This window comes from Streptomyces sp. NPDC021749 (genome assembly GCF_040640655.1).
In the GTDB taxonomy this organism is placed as follows: domain Bacteria; phylum Actinomycetota; class Actinomycetes; order Streptomycetales; family Streptomycetaceae; genus Streptomyces.
In genome coordinates this window covers 265,872-278,765 of sequence record NZ_JBFACE010000001.1, presented here as the reverse complement: position 1 = coordinate 278,765, position 12,894 = coordinate 265,872, and the positions used below count along the sequence as shown (strand labels likewise).

At 72.0% G+C, this 12,894-nt stretch carries 9 protein-coding genes; 6 read left to right on the top strand and 3 right to left on the bottom strand.

Annotated elements, in window-relative coordinates; translation table 11 throughout:
* The first annotated feature begins 26 nt into the window (after positions 1-26).
* Positions 27-1,112 carry a DivIVA domain-containing protein gene (locus tag AB0G35_RS01245; protein ID WP_360941718.1) on the top strand — a complete coding sequence of 362 codons (1,086 nt, stop codon included), beginning with the start codon at positions 27-29 and terminating at the stop codon, positions 1,110-1,112.
* Positions 1,113-1,345: 233 nt separating this feature from the next.
* Here AB0G35_RS01245 and ileS read toward each other — a convergent pair whose 3' ends face one another.
* Positions 1,346-4,489 (bottom strand): isoleucine--tRNA ligase, encoded by a 3,144-nt coding sequence (gene ileS, locus AB0G35_RS01240; protein ID WP_360941715.1) that lies wholly within the window; start codon positions 4,487-4,489, stop codon positions 1,346-1,348.
* Between the two features lie 659 nt (positions 4,490-5,148).
* Here ileS and AB0G35_RS01235 point away from each other — a divergent pair.
* From AB0G35_RS01235 to AB0G35_RS01220, 4 genes are all read left to right on the top strand, one after another.
* Positions 5,149-5,829 carry a TraR/DksA C4-type zinc finger protein gene (locus AB0G35_RS01235; RefSeq protein ID WP_360941712.1) on the top strand — a complete coding sequence of 227 codons (681 nt, stop codon included), beginning with the start codon at positions 5,149-5,151 and terminating at the stop codon, positions 5,827-5,829.
* Between the two features lie 125 nt (positions 5,830-5,954).
* The gene (gene lspA / locus AB0G35_RS01230; RefSeq protein WP_360941709.1) at positions 5,955-6,557 is read left to right on the top strand and encodes a signal peptidase II; all 603 of its coding nucleotides are present in this window, start codon (positions 5,955-5,957) and stop codon (positions 6,555-6,557) included.
* A gap of 72 nt (positions 6,558-6,629) precedes the next feature.
* Positions 6,630-7,571 (top strand): RluA family pseudouridine synthase, encoded by a 942-nt coding sequence (locus AB0G35_RS01225; protein WP_360941706.1) that lies wholly within the window; start codon positions 6,630-6,632, stop codon positions 7,569-7,571.
* Between the two features lie 129 nt (positions 7,572-7,700).
* On the top strand, positions 7,701-9,293 hold the full coding sequence (locus AB0G35_RS01220) for a Na+/H+ antiporter (RefSeq protein WP_360941703.1): 1,593 nt from the start codon (positions 7,701-7,703) through the stop codon (positions 9,291-9,293).
* Positions 9,294-9,311: 18 nt separating this feature from the next.
* On the opposite strand, the gene AB0G35_RS01215 is transcribed toward AB0G35_RS01220, so the two are convergent.
* A complete protein-coding gene (locus tag AB0G35_RS01215) occupies positions 9,312-10,382 on the bottom strand; it encodes a mechanosensitive ion channel domain-containing protein (RefSeq protein ID WP_360942073.1) in 1,071 nt (356 codons plus the stop codon).
* A 111-nt stretch (positions 10,383-10,493) separates the two neighbouring features.
* On the opposite strand from AB0G35_RS01215, the gene AB0G35_RS01210 reads away from it, so the two are divergent.
* Positions 10,494-11,099: a dienelactone hydrolase family protein gene (locus tag AB0G35_RS01210; RefSeq protein WP_360941700.1), complete on the top strand. Its 606-nt coding sequence runs from the start codon at positions 10,494-10,496 to the stop codon at positions 11,097-11,099.
* Positions 11,100-11,163: 64 nt separating this feature from the next.
* Here AB0G35_RS01210 and AB0G35_RS01205 read toward each other — a convergent pair whose 3' ends face one another.
* Positions 11,164-12,807 (bottom strand): alkaline phosphatase D family protein, encoded by a 1,644-nt coding sequence (locus tag AB0G35_RS01205; protein WP_360941697.1) that lies wholly within the window; start codon positions 12,805-12,807, stop codon positions 11,164-11,166.
* Between the last annotated feature and the right edge of the window lie 87 nt (positions 12,808-12,894).

Below are 12,894 nucleotides of genomic sequence, written 5' to 3'. Positions count from 1 at the left end.
GACGACTACGTTGAGGTGAAGTAGAGATGCCGTTGACCCCCGAGGACGTGCGGAACAAGCAGTTCACGACCGTCCGCCTCCGAGAAGGCTATGACGAGGACGAGGTCGATGCCTTCCTCGATGAGGTCGAAGCCGAACTGACCCGGCTTCTGCGGGAGAACGAGGACCTGCGCGCGAAGCTGGCCGCCGCCACTCGCGCCGCCGCGCAGAACCAGCAGCAGCAGGGTCTGCGCAAGGGACCGGACCAGCAGCAGGAGCAGCAGCAGCGTCCCGGGGCTCCTGTGCCCGCCGCCATATCCGGTCCGCAGCCGGTCCCGCCGCAGCAGCAGGGGATGGGTGGCCCGCCCCAACTGCCCGGTGGTGCACCGCAGCTGCCTCCTGGTCCCGGTGGCCACGGCCCGCAGGGCCCGCACGGTCCCGGCCCGATGGGCCCCGGCGGTCCGATGGGTGGCCCGATGGGCGGCCCCGGTGGTCCGCAGCAGCTGCCCGGCGGGCAGCAGGGTGGCCCCGGTGGCGACAGCGCCGCGCGCGTGCTGTCGCTGGCGCAGCAGACCGCCGACCAGGCGATCGCGGAGGCCTGTTCCGAGGCCAACAAGATCGTCGGTGAGGCGCGCAGCCGCGCCGAGGGCCTGGAGCGGGACGCCCGCGCCAAGGCCGACGCGCTGGAGCGGGACGCGCAGGAGAAGCACCGCGTGGCGATGGGCTCGCTGGAGTCGGCCCGCGCGACGCTGGAGCGCAAGGTCGAGGACCTGCGCGGCTTCGAGCGCGAGTACCGCACGCGGCTGAAGTCCTACCTGGAGAGCCAGCTGCGTCAGCTGGAGAATCAGGCGGACGACTCGCTCGCCCCGCCGCGCACCCCGGCGACCGCCTCGCTGCCGCCGTCCCCGTCGATGGCGTCGGCCGGTGCCGGCACGATGGGCGGCAACCACACCATGGGCGGCAACCACTCGATGGGCAACGGCTCCAGCGGCGGTCCGTCCTACGGCGGTCAGCAGCAGATGTCGCCGGCGATGACCCAGCCGATGGCTCCGGTGCGGCCGCAGGGCCCGTCGCCGATGCAGCAGACCCCGTCGCCGATGAGGGGCTTCCTCATCGACGAGGACGACAACTGACGCCCGCCTGAGGCGTACCGTCGGCAATCAGGGCCGGGCCCCGAGGGACTTCCCTCGGGGCCCGGCCCTTTTTCGGTAGCGCGGGAGCGGTCTGTCGGGGCGGCCCGGGGGTCCTTCCGCAGCGGGTGCTCGTCTCGGCAAAGTGGGACGAACTGCCCATCTATGTACGGGAATAGCGAATGCCCCGGTGTGGTGCACACCGGGGCATTCGGGGCGGGGTTGACCCCCGCGGATTACGCCTTACGGAGGTGGAACGTCAGTGCCAGTGCCTCGTCGGTGAAGGCCGGGCCGTAGTCGCCGTCCGGCTCGCCGGGGGCGAAGTCCGTGGCGAGGACCTCCTCGGCGATCAGACCGGCGTGCTCGGCGAGGGCCGTACGGACCTCCTCGTCGGACGACGCCCAGCGCAACGCGATCCGGTCGGCGACGTCCAGGCCGCTGTTCTTCCGCGCCTCCTGGATCAGCCGGATCGCGTCCCGGGCCAGACCGGCCCGGCGCAGCTCGGGGGTGATCTCCAGGTCCAGGGCGACCGTGGCACCCGCGTCGGAGGCCACCGACCAGCCCTCGCGCGGGGTTTCGGTGATGATCACCTCGTCCGGGGCGAGCGGGACGGTCTCGCCGTCGACCTCGACACTCGCCGTGCCCTCCCGGAGCGCGAGCGACAGCGCCGCGGCGTCCGCGCCGGCGATGGCCTTGGCGACCGCCTGGACGCCCTTGCCGAACCGCTTGCCCAGTGCGCGGAAATTGGCCTTCGCGGTGGTGTCGACGAGCGAGCCGCCCACCTCCGACAGCGAGGCCAGCGAGCTGACGTTCAGCTCCTCGGCGATCTGGGCGCGCAGGTCCTCCGGCAGCCCGGCGAAGCCGTGGGCCGCGACCAGCGCGCGGGACAGCGGCTGGCGGGTCTTCACCCCGGACTCGGCGCGGGTCGCCCGGCCCAGCTCGACCAGCCGGCGGACCAGCGCCATCTGGGCGGAGAGCGCCGGGTCGATCAGGGACTGCTCGGCGACCGGCCAGCTGGAGAGGTGGACGGAGTCCGGGGCGTCCGGGGTGACCGGGGCGACCAGGTCCTGCCAGACCCGCTCGGTGATGAACGGGGTGAGCGGCGCCATCAGGCGGGTGACCGTCTCGATGACCTCGTGGAGGGTGCGCAGCGCGGCCGCGTCGCCCTGCCAGAAGCGGCGGCGCGAGCGGCGGACGTACCAGTTGGACAGGTCGTCGACGAAGGTCGACAGCAGCTTGCCGGCGCGCTGGGTGTCGAAGGACTCCAGGGACTCGGTGACCTGCGCGACGAGGGTGTTCAGCTCACCCAGCAGCCAGCGGTCCAGCAGCGGCCGCTCGGCCGGGGCCGGGTCGGACGCGGACGGCGCCCACTGGGACGTCCGGGCGTACAGCGCCTGGAAGGCGACGGTGTTCCAGTACGTCAGCAGGGTCTTGCGGACGACTTCCTGGATGGTGTTGTGGCCCACCCGGCGGGCCGCCCACGGCGAACCGCCGGCCGCCATGAACCAGCGGACCGCGTCCGCGCCGTGCTGGTCCATGAGCGGGATCGGCTGGAGGGTGTTGCCCAGGTGCTTGGACATCTTCCGGCCGTCCTCGGCGAGGATGTGGCCGAGGCAGACCACGTTCTCGTACGACGACTTGTCGAAGACCAGGGTGCCGACGGCCATCAGCGTGTAGAACCAGCCGCGGGTCTGGTCGATGGCCTCGGAGATGAACTGCGCCGGGTAGCGCTTCTCGAACAGCTCCTTGTTGCGGTACGGGTAGCCCCACTGCGCGAACGGCATCGAGCCGGAGTCGTACCAGGCGTCGATGACCTCCGGGACGCGGACCGCGGTGTGCGCGCAGCCCTCCTCGGGGCAGCCGAAGGTGATCTCGTCGATGAACGGGCGGTGCGGGTCCAGGCCCGACTGGTCGGCACCGGTCAGCTCGGACAGCTCGGCGAGCGAGCCGACGCAGGTGAGGTGGTCGTCCTCGCAGCGCCAGATGGGCAGCGGGGTGCCCCAGTAGCGGTTGCGGGACAGCGCCCAGTCGATGTTGTTGCTCAGCCAGTCGCCGAAGCGGCCGTGCTTGACCGACTCGGGGAACCAGTTGGTGTTCTCGTTCTCCCGGAGGAGGGCGTCCTTGATCGCGGTGGTGCGGATGTACCACGACGGCTGGGCGTAGTAGAGCAGCGCGGTGTGGCAGCGCCAGCAGTGCGGGTAGCTGTGCTCGTAGGCGATGTGCCGGAAGAGCAGGCCGCGGGCGTCCAGGTCGGCCACCAGCGTGCCGTCGGCCTTCTTGAAGAACTGGCCGCCGACCAGGGGCAGTTCTTCCTCGAAGGTGCCGTCGGGGCGGACCGGGTTGACGACCGGGAGGCCGTACGCCTTGCAGGTCTTGAGGTCGTCCTCACCGAAGGCCGGGGCCTGGTGGACCAGACCCGTACCGTCGTCGGTGGTGACGTACTCGGCGTTGACGACGAAGTTGGCGCCCTCCAGCTCGACCAGGGAGAACGGGCGCTCGTAGGACCAGCGCTCCATCTCGCGGCCGGTGAAGGACCGGCCGGTGGCCTCCCAGCCCTCGCCCAGCGCCTTCTCCAGCAGCGGTTCGGCGACGACCAGCTTCTCCGTGCCGTCGGTGGCGACGACGTAGGTGACGTCCGGGTGCGCGGCGGCGGCGACGTTGGAGACCAGGGTCCAGGGGGTCGTCGTCCAGACCAGGAGGGCGGCCTCGCCGGCCAGCGGGCCGGAGGTCAGCGGGAGGCGGACGTAGACCGAGGGGTCGACGACGGTTTCGTAGCCCTGCGCCAGCTCGTGGTCCGACAGACCGGTGCCGCAGCGCGGGCACCACGGGGCGACGCGGTGGTCCTGGACCAGCAGGCCCTTGGAGAAGATCTGCTTCAGCGACCACCACACCGACTCGATGTAGTCGGGGTCCATCGTGCGGTACGGGGTGTCCAGGTCGGTCCAGTAGCCCATCCGCGTGGTGAGCTCGGCGAAGGCGTCGGTGTGCCGGGTCACCGACTCGCGGCACTTGGCGTTGAACTCGGCGATGCCGTACGCCTCGATGTCCTTCTTGCCGCTGAAGCCCAGCTCCTTCTCCACGGTCAGCTCGACCGGGAGGCCGTGGCAGTCCCAGCCGGCCTTGCGGTCGACGTGGTAGCCCTGCATCGTGCGGAACCGGGGGAAGACGTCCTTGAAGACGCGGGCCTCGATGTGGTGCGCACCGGGCATGCCGTTGGCCGTCGGGGGGCCCTCGAAGAAGACCCACTCGGGCCGGCCCTCGGACTGCTGGAGGGTACGGGCGAAGACCTTCTGCTCCTGCCAGAAATCGAGCACCGCGTGCTCAAGGGCAGGCAGGTCTACCTGGGCGGGTACCTGGCGGTACAAGGGCTGCTCACTCATCGGGGACTTCCTCCGGCGGGCATCTGCTGCTTCTCCGTCCGGAGGGACGAGAGCCCTGGCTCCCGCGGTACCACCCTCCTTGGCGGTGCATGCCGCACCGCCCCCTCATTGGGGTCGCGCTGCCGGTTCTACTCGCCCTGGGTGGCCTGCGGCCCGTGGGGCACGGCCCACTGTCCAGACCCGTGGGCGGAGCCCACTCTCCAAAGCTTTCTTCCGGCGGCTCCGGGGTGATCTTCACGCCGCGCACGCCCCCGGGCTTCCACCGTCCCCGGGTCGCTGCTGGCTGCGTACGGCGCTACTCGTCCCATCACTGCCTCTCGCTGGGCCCAGTGTACGGGGCGCCACCGACAGCGGCCGACCGGAATTCCGGCGGCCTGCGCGCGGGGCCGGGCGCGGGGTCCCGCGCGGGGGTGCCGGACGGCGGCGCGGGACGAAGGCGGGCGGCCGGGCGCCGTGACCCGAATGGCCAGCGGCCGGGTGCCGGACGGCCAAGCGGATTACCGGGCGGGCAGCGGGGCACAACCGAGGCAGACCGGACTTCCGGGCCGGGTGGCAGGACCCGATGGGGCGGTGCGTCCCGTTGCCGCGTGCTCTGTGGCGATTTATCGTTCCCGTCACGATTCGCGAATAAAAGTCACATATGTGAAGGGGTCGCGGCCATGGTGGCGAAGAAGACCGCCGCGGAGAAGAGCACGACGCCTGCCGGCGAGGCCGACGCGAAGCAGCCCGCACCGAAGAACAGCACGCCGAAGAAGGCCGCTCCGAAGAAGGCGGCCGCCCGGAAGACGGCGGCCGCGAAGACCGCGAAGCGCGCTCCGGCCACGAAGGCCGCCGAGCCCGCGAAGAAGACGGGAGCCAAGACGGTGGTGGCGAAGAAGACGGCGGCCGCGACGGCCGGGGAGCACGGCAACGACTCCCCGGTGCCCGTGGCCCGGACGGCCGAGCCCGGCGAGCTCGCCGTACGGCCCGGTGAGGACCCCTGGACCCCCGCCGAGGTCGCCGAGGCGCGGTCGGCCCTGATGGACGAGACGGAGCGGCTGCGGCTGGAGATCACCTCCGCCGAGGACGCCATCGCCGGGCTGATGCGCGACTCCGGCGACGGCGCCGGCGACGACGAGGCGGACACCGGCAGCAAGAACATCACCCGGGAACACGAGCTCGCGCTCGCCTCCAACGCCCGCGAGATGCTCCTCCAGACCGAGCGGGCCCTCGGCCGGCTGGACGCGGGCACCTACGGGCTGTGCGAGAACTGCGGCAACCCCATCGGCAAGGCGCGGATGCAGGCATTCCCCCGGGCGACGCTGTGCGTGGAGTGCAAGCAGAAGCAGGAGCGCCGCTGAGCCGGCGCCGGACCGGTCGTCGCGGGCGGCCCCCGGACCGCCCGCGCCCGTACGTGTGTGCCGTACTCTCGTGGTTCAGCCAGGCACGGCCTGGCCGCGGACACGACGGGCTGAGGGACTCACACGTGGCAGAGGCGGAACGCATCACCGGCACGCCGGAACCCGAGCCGGGTACCGGAGCGGATCCCACACCGGGGGCCGAGGCGGAGGCACCGGCGGAGGCGGAGCGGGGCGCCGGTCGCGGCAAGCGGCGGATCGCCGCGCTGCTGCTGGTCGCGTGCGTCGTCTACCTGCTCGACCTCGGCAGCAAGCTGCTGGTCGTGGCCAAGCTGGAGAACCACGAGCCGATCCAGGTCATCGGCACGCTGCTGCAGTTCAACGTGATCCGCAACCGCGGCGCCGCCTTCAGCATCGGCGAGGCGCTGACGATCTTCCTGACGATCATCGCGGCGGTCGTGATCCTCGTCATCGCCCGGGTCGCCCGCAAGCTCTACAGCCTGCCCTGGGCCATCGCCCTTGGGCTGCTGCTCGGCGGCGCCTTCGGCAACCTCACCGACCGGATCTTCCGTTCGCCGGGCGTCTTCGAGGGCGCCGTGGTCGACTTCATCGCCCCCGCGCACTTCGCCGTCTTCAACCTCGCCGACTCCGCGATCGTCTGCGGCGGCATCCTGATCGTGATCCTCTCCTTCAAGGGGCTGGACCCCGACGGGACGCTCCACAAGGACTGACGCGGAGCGGGCCGGTGGCCGGCCCCCCGGCCGCCGGGCAGGACACCAGGGGGCAACTGCCATACTCGTGGGGTGAGCACGCTTCCCGAGATCCGCACCCTGCCCGTACCGGACGGCCTGGAGGGCGAGCGCGTCGACGCCGCGCTGGCCCGGATGTTCGGCTTCTCCCGTACGAAGGCGGCCGAACTCGCCGCCTCCGGAAAGGTCCGGGTCGACGGGTCCGAGGTGATGAAGTCCGAGCGGGTGCGCGGCGGTGCCTGGCTGGAAGTCGAGATGCCGCAGGCCGCGGCGCCCGTGGAGATCGTTCCCGAGCCCGTCGAGGGCATGGAGATCGTGCATGACGACGACGACATCGTCGTGATCGTCAAGCCGGTCGGCGTGGCCGCGCACCCCAGCCCCGGCTGGACCGGCACCACCGTCATCGGCGGACTGGCCGCGGCCGGCTACCGCATCTCCACCTCCGGTGCCGCCGAGCGCCAGGGCATCGTGCACCGCCTCGACGTCGGCACCTCCGGCCTGATGGTCGTGGCCAAGTCGGAGCGGGCCTACACGTCGTTGAAGCGGCAGTTCAAGGAGCGCGTTCCGGAGAAGAAGTACCACGCGCTCGTCCAGGGCCACCCCGACCCGATGAGCGGCACCATCGACGCCCCCATCGGCCGGCACCCGCAGCACGACTACAAGTGGGCGGTCACCGCCGAGGGCAAGCCGTCGGTCACCCACTACGACCTGATCGAGGCGTTCCGCGCGGCCAGCCTGCTCGACATCAAGCTGGAGACCGGCCGCACCCACCAGATCCGGGTGCACATGGCCGCCCACCGCCACCCCTGCGTCGGCGACCTCACCTACGGCGCGGACCCCACCCTCGCCAAGCGGCTGGGCGTCGGCCGGCAGTGGCTGCACGCGGTCCGGCTGGGCTTCGAGCACCCCTCCGACGGCAGCTGGGTCGAGTTCGCGTCCGCCTACCCGGACGACCTCCAGCACGCCCTGGACACCGTGCGGGACGAGAGCAGCTGACGGAACGCCGGGACGGCGCACGGCCGTGGCACGCGGCGCCGCGCGGCCCGACGCGGCGGTCCACCACGGCGGTCATGGCACCCTTGGGCGGAAAGTGATCGAATCCGACCGCTCCGGAGCGTAGCCACCGTGGATCAGCTGGCTCTGCTGTTCGTCCTTCTGCTCGGAGCCGTGGTGATGGTTCCGGTCGGCGACCGGCTGGGCCTGCCGTCACCGGTGCTGATGACCCTCGCCGGGGCCGTCCTGGCGCTGCTGCCGTTCGTCCCCAACGTCGAGGTGCCGCCGGAGTTCATCCTGCCGGTGGTGCTGCCGCCGCTGCTCTACGCGGCCGTGCAGCGCACCTCCTGGCGGCAGTTCACCGCCAACCTCCGGCCGATCTTCCTGCTCGCCGTCGCGCTGGTCTTCGCCACCACGGCCGCGGTGGCCGCGGTCGCCCAGGCGGTGGTGCCCGGGATGCCGGTGGCCGCCGCCGTGGTGCTCGGCGCGCTGGTCGCCCCGCCCGACCCGGTGGCCGCGACCGCCGTCGCCGGCAAACTCGGGCTGCCCCGCCGGATGGTCTCCATCCTGGAGGGCGAGGGCCTCTTCAACGACGTCACCGCGATCGTGCTCTACCACGTCGCGCTCGCCGCCGCGGTCAGCGGCAGCTTCTCGGTGCCCGGCGCGCTCGGCTCCCTCGTCCTGTCCGCCGTCGTGGCCATAGCGGTCGGCCTGGCGATCGGCTGGGTGACGAACAAGCTGATGGGCCTGCTCGGCGACCCCACGCTGCAGATCGGGCTGACGCTGCTGGTGCCGTTCGTGGCGTACGTGCTCGCCGAGGAGTTCCGCGGCTCCGGGGTGCTGGCGGTGCTGACCTGCGCGCTCTTCCTCGCCGAGTACGCGGTCGACCCGGACGACGTGATGGGCCGGCTCGCCGGATACACCTTCTGGGAGGTCGTCGACACCCTCGTCACCGGTGTGGCCTTCGGGCTGATCGGCCTGGAGCTGCACAACATCTTCGGGGCCGCCGCGCACCGCTGGGGCCAGCTGATCGGCGCCGGCGCCGCGGTCGTGGCCGTGGTCGTCGGCGTCCGCCTGCTGTGGCTGCTGCCCGCGGCCTGGCTGGCCAAGCGCATGCACAAGCGCCGTGACTACGACGAGGACATCCCGATGAGCTGGCGCGAGACGCTCATCATGTGGTGGTCGGGGATGCGCGGGGTGGCGTCGGTGGCGCTGGCGCTGGCCATCCCGTACGGCGTCGACGGCGGGTCCTTCCCGGCCCGGGACGACATCCTCTTCATCGCGTTCGCGGTGGTGCTCTCCACCCTCCTCGTCCAGGGCCTGACGCTGCCCTGGCTCGTGCGCAGGCTGCGGGTGCGGGCCGACACCGACGCGGTGGACGCGCTGGAGCGGGAGCTGGCGGTCCGGGTGATCAAGGCGTCCAAGCGGCGGCTGAAGGAGATCATGGAGGTCGAGGAGCTGCCCGACGAGGTCAGCGACCAGCTCTCCCGCCGGGCGTTCGACATCGGCGCCCGGATCGCCCCGGACATCGTCGACGACGAGCGGCGCGAGCTCTTCGAGAAGCGGATCAGCCGGCTCAAGAAGGTGCAGCGCATCCAGGGCGAGATGCTCTCGGCGGCCCGCCACGAGGTGCTGGCCGCGCGCAGCGAACCGGGCGCCGACCCGGAGATCGTCGACCGGGTGCTGCGCCATCTGGACATGCGCAGTCTGCGCGGCGCCCCGTGAGGCCCCGCGGGGCCCGGGTCAGTCCTGCGTGCGCCCCGCGCCCGGCGGCCGGTCCAGCTCGGCCGGTGCCGTGCTGATCCGCGGCAGCGCGTAGGCGTGCTCGGTCCGCAGCCATTCGAGCATCCGCTCGCGGACCTCGCAGCGCACCGCCCAGATCGCGTCCGCGTCCCGCGCGGTGACCAGCGCCCGCACCAGGATCGTGGTCGGCGTGGTGTCGGTGACCACCAGGCTCCAGGCGCGGCCGTCCCAGTCCGGGCACTCCTGGAGGACCTCCAGGAGGTGCTGCCGCATCTTCTCCACCGGCGCGCTGTGGTCGAGGTGGAAGAAGACCGTGCCGGTCATCTGGGCGCCGCCGCGCGACCAGTTCTCGAACGGCTTGCCGGTGAAGTACGACACCGGCATGGTGATCCGCCGCTCGTCCCAGGTCCGCACGGTCAGGAACGTCAGGGTGATCTCCTCGACGGTGCCCCACTCGCCGTCCACCACGACCGTGTCGCCGATCCGCACCATGTCGCCGAAGGCGATCTGCAGCCCGGCGAAGAGGTTGCCGAGGGTGGACTGGGCGGCGATACCGGCGACGATGCCCACCAGCCCGGCCGACGCCAGCATGGACGTGCCGACCGTCCGCATCTCCGGGAAGGTCAGCAGCATCGACGCGGCCGCGACGACGATCACCACCGCCGTCACCACCCGCTGGATCAGCGTCACCTGGGTGCGCACCCGCCGCACCCGCGCCGCGTCCCGGGCGCTCGCCGCGTAGCGGGAGTACGACGACTCCACTATCGCCGCCGCGGCCCGGATGATCAGCCAGGCGGTGGCCGCGATCAGCACCAGGCTGAGCGTCTGGCCGATCCCCGCCTCGTGAGCCTCGACGGCCTTCAGCCCGGTCTCGTCGTACGCGCCGCGCAGCAGGGCCGCGCACAGCGCCACCTGCAGCGGTATCCGGCAGCGCCGCAGCAGCCCCCACAGCGGGGTCTCCGGATGCGCGGCGTCCACCCGGCGCAGCGCCCGGTCGGCGAGCCAGACCAGCACGAGTGCGATGACGACGGAGCCGCCCAGGACGGCGATCGGGCGCAGCACGTCCTCCACGGACACAGGTTTCCTCCTCGGGTGGGATGCGCTGTCTGTGCGGGTACCCGGTCCTGCCGACCGTAACTGGCAGGATGGAAGGAGAGCGATCCGATCAAGGGAAGTGATGCAGTGCCGGCCTCCAGCGAGCCCGCGACCAGCGGGGTTCCGACGATTGTGCTGTTCCACTCGGTGTGCGGGCTGCGCCCCGCGGTGCACTCGGCCGCGGACCGGCTGCGCGCCGCGGGACACGAGGTGATCGTCCCCGACCTGTTCGACGGGCGGACCGCCGACTCCGTGCCGGACGGCATCCTGATCAAGGACGAGATCGGCAAGGAGGAGCTGCTCAAGCGCGCCATCACGGCCGTCGCCCCGTACTCCGACCGCGGTCTGGTCTACGCCGGGTTCTCCTTCGGCGGCTCGGTCGCCCAGAACCTCGCGCTGGGCGACGAGAAGGCCCGCGGGCTGCTGCTGATGCACGGCACCTCCGACATCGCCGAGGACGCGGCCGTCGACGAACTGCCGGTGCAGCTGCACGTCGCCGACCCCGACCCCTTCGAGCCGCACGACTGGCTGACCGCCTGGTACCTGCAGATGCGCCGGGCCGGCGCGGACGTGGAGGTCTTCCGCTATGCCGGCGCCGGCCACCTCTTCACCGACCCCGACCTGCCGGACTACGACGCGGAGGCGGCGGAGAGCGCCTGGAAGGTGGCGCTGGGGTTCCTGGCGGAGCTCTGAGGGCGCGGGCCAGGGGGCGCCACCCCCTGGCCCTCCGGCCCGGCCCTGGCCCGCCGGCCCGGCCCTAGCCCGCCGGCCGGTCCGTCCGCTCGACCTGCTGGGTGCCGCTCCGGGTGCGGTAGGAACGCAGCAGGGTGCTGGTCGCGTTCGGGTCCGTCTTGTCGGAGATGCCGTAGTAGTCCATCTGGGTGCGCTCGGCGCTGACGTCCAGGACGCCGTAGCCGTGCGAGTCCATGTCCAGCCACTTCACGTGCCGGTTGGCGGCCCGGATGGCGGCGACCCCGGCCAGCGAGACGGTGTGCGGGGCGACGTGCAGGAAGTCGTCGACGTTGTCGGAGGTGACGGAGGTGACCACGAACTCCGTCGCCACCGGCCGGGTGGCGGGATAGGTCGCCGCCTTCAGCGGGACCTCGTTGGCCCAGGCCATGTGGATGTCGCCGGTCAGGAAGACGGTGTTGTCGATCCCGCGGTCGCTGAGGTGGCCGAGCAGTTCCTGCCGGTCGTCGGTGTAGCCGTCCCACTGGTCGGTGTTGATCGCCAGGCCCTCCTTGGGGATCCCGAGGATCTCGGCGAGCGGGCCGAGCAGATGCGCGGGTATCGAGCCGAAGGCGACCTGGGAGATCATCACCGAGGTCCCGACCAGCCGCCAGGCGGTGTCGGAGCGTTCGAGACCGGCCTTGAGCCAGTCCAGCTGGGCCCGCCCGGTGAGCGTCCGGCCCGGGTCGTCGACCGCGCCGCTGCCCGGTGCGGCCTGCTGGTCGCGGAACGACCGCAGGTCCAGCAGGTGCAGATCGGCGAGGTTGCCGAAGCGCAGCCGGCGGTAGGTGGTCCCGGCGATGGACGGCCGCACCGGCATCCACTCGAAGTACGCCTGCTTCGCCGCGGCCATCCGGGCGGACCAGGAACCCTCGCTGTCCGGCTGGTGGTTGGTCGCACCGCCCTGCCAGGCGTTGTCGGCGAACTCGTGGTCGTCCCAGATGGCGATGACCGGGTGGGTGGCGTGCATCGCCAGCGCGTCCGGGTCGGTCTTGTGGACGCCGTGCCGGATGCGGTAGTCGGCGAGGGTGAGCAGCTCGTGGGCGGGGGAGTGCGGACGGACGACGTACTTGAAGTCCGGGTACTCGCCGGACTTGTACTCGTAGAGGTAGTCGCCGAGGTGCAGCACCGCGTCCAGCTCGGTGCGGGCCGCCAGGTGCCGGTACGGCGAGAAGTACCCGGACTCCCAGTTGGCGCAGGAGACCACGCCGAAGCGGACGTTGCCCGGCGTGGCGCCGTGCGCGGGGGCGGTGCGGGTGCGGCCCACGGGGGAGTGCTGCCCGCCGGCGGTGAAGCGGTAGTAGTAGGTGGTGGCTGGCCGCAGGCCGCGGACGTCCGCCTTGACGGTGTGGTCGTGGGCCGCCGACGCCGTCACCTTCCCCCGGGCGACGACGGTGTCGAAGCCCTTGTCGGCGGACACCTCCCAGGCCACCTCCGTGGCTGGGCCGCGGCCGGAGCCCGGCGTGGCCGACGGGGCCGGGGTGACCCGGGTCCACAGCAGGACGCCGTCCGGCAGCGGGTCCCCCGAGGCAATCCCGTGCTGGAAGAACGAGCCCTGGCCCGGGCCCTGTTGGGCGTGGGCGGCGGTGGCACCGGCGAGCGGCAGGAGGGCGGCGGTGGCGGCGACGGCCGTGACGGCGGTGCGGCGCGAGATCTGGTCGTGATCGGTCACGGGCGCTCACCCTACTGGCCGGTAGAGCGCCAACGGGAGGGCTGTTACCGGGAATTACGTGAATTCGCCCTCCCGTTGCCGGAAGTC

Bases quoted from the DNA above. Each gene is read 5' to 3' on its own strand.
- AB0G35_RS01245 (WP_360941718.1), top strand. From the start codon at position 27: ATGCCGTTGACCCCCGAGGACGTGCGGAACAAGCAGTTCACGACCGTC.
- ileS (WP_360941715.1), bottom strand. From the start codon at position 4,489: ATGAGTGAGCAGCCCTTGTACCGCCAGGTACCCGCCCAGGTAGACCTG.
- AB0G35_RS01235 (WP_360941712.1), top strand. From the start codon at position 5,149: ATGGTGGCGAAGAAGACCGCCGCGGAGAAGAGCACGACGCCTGCCGGC.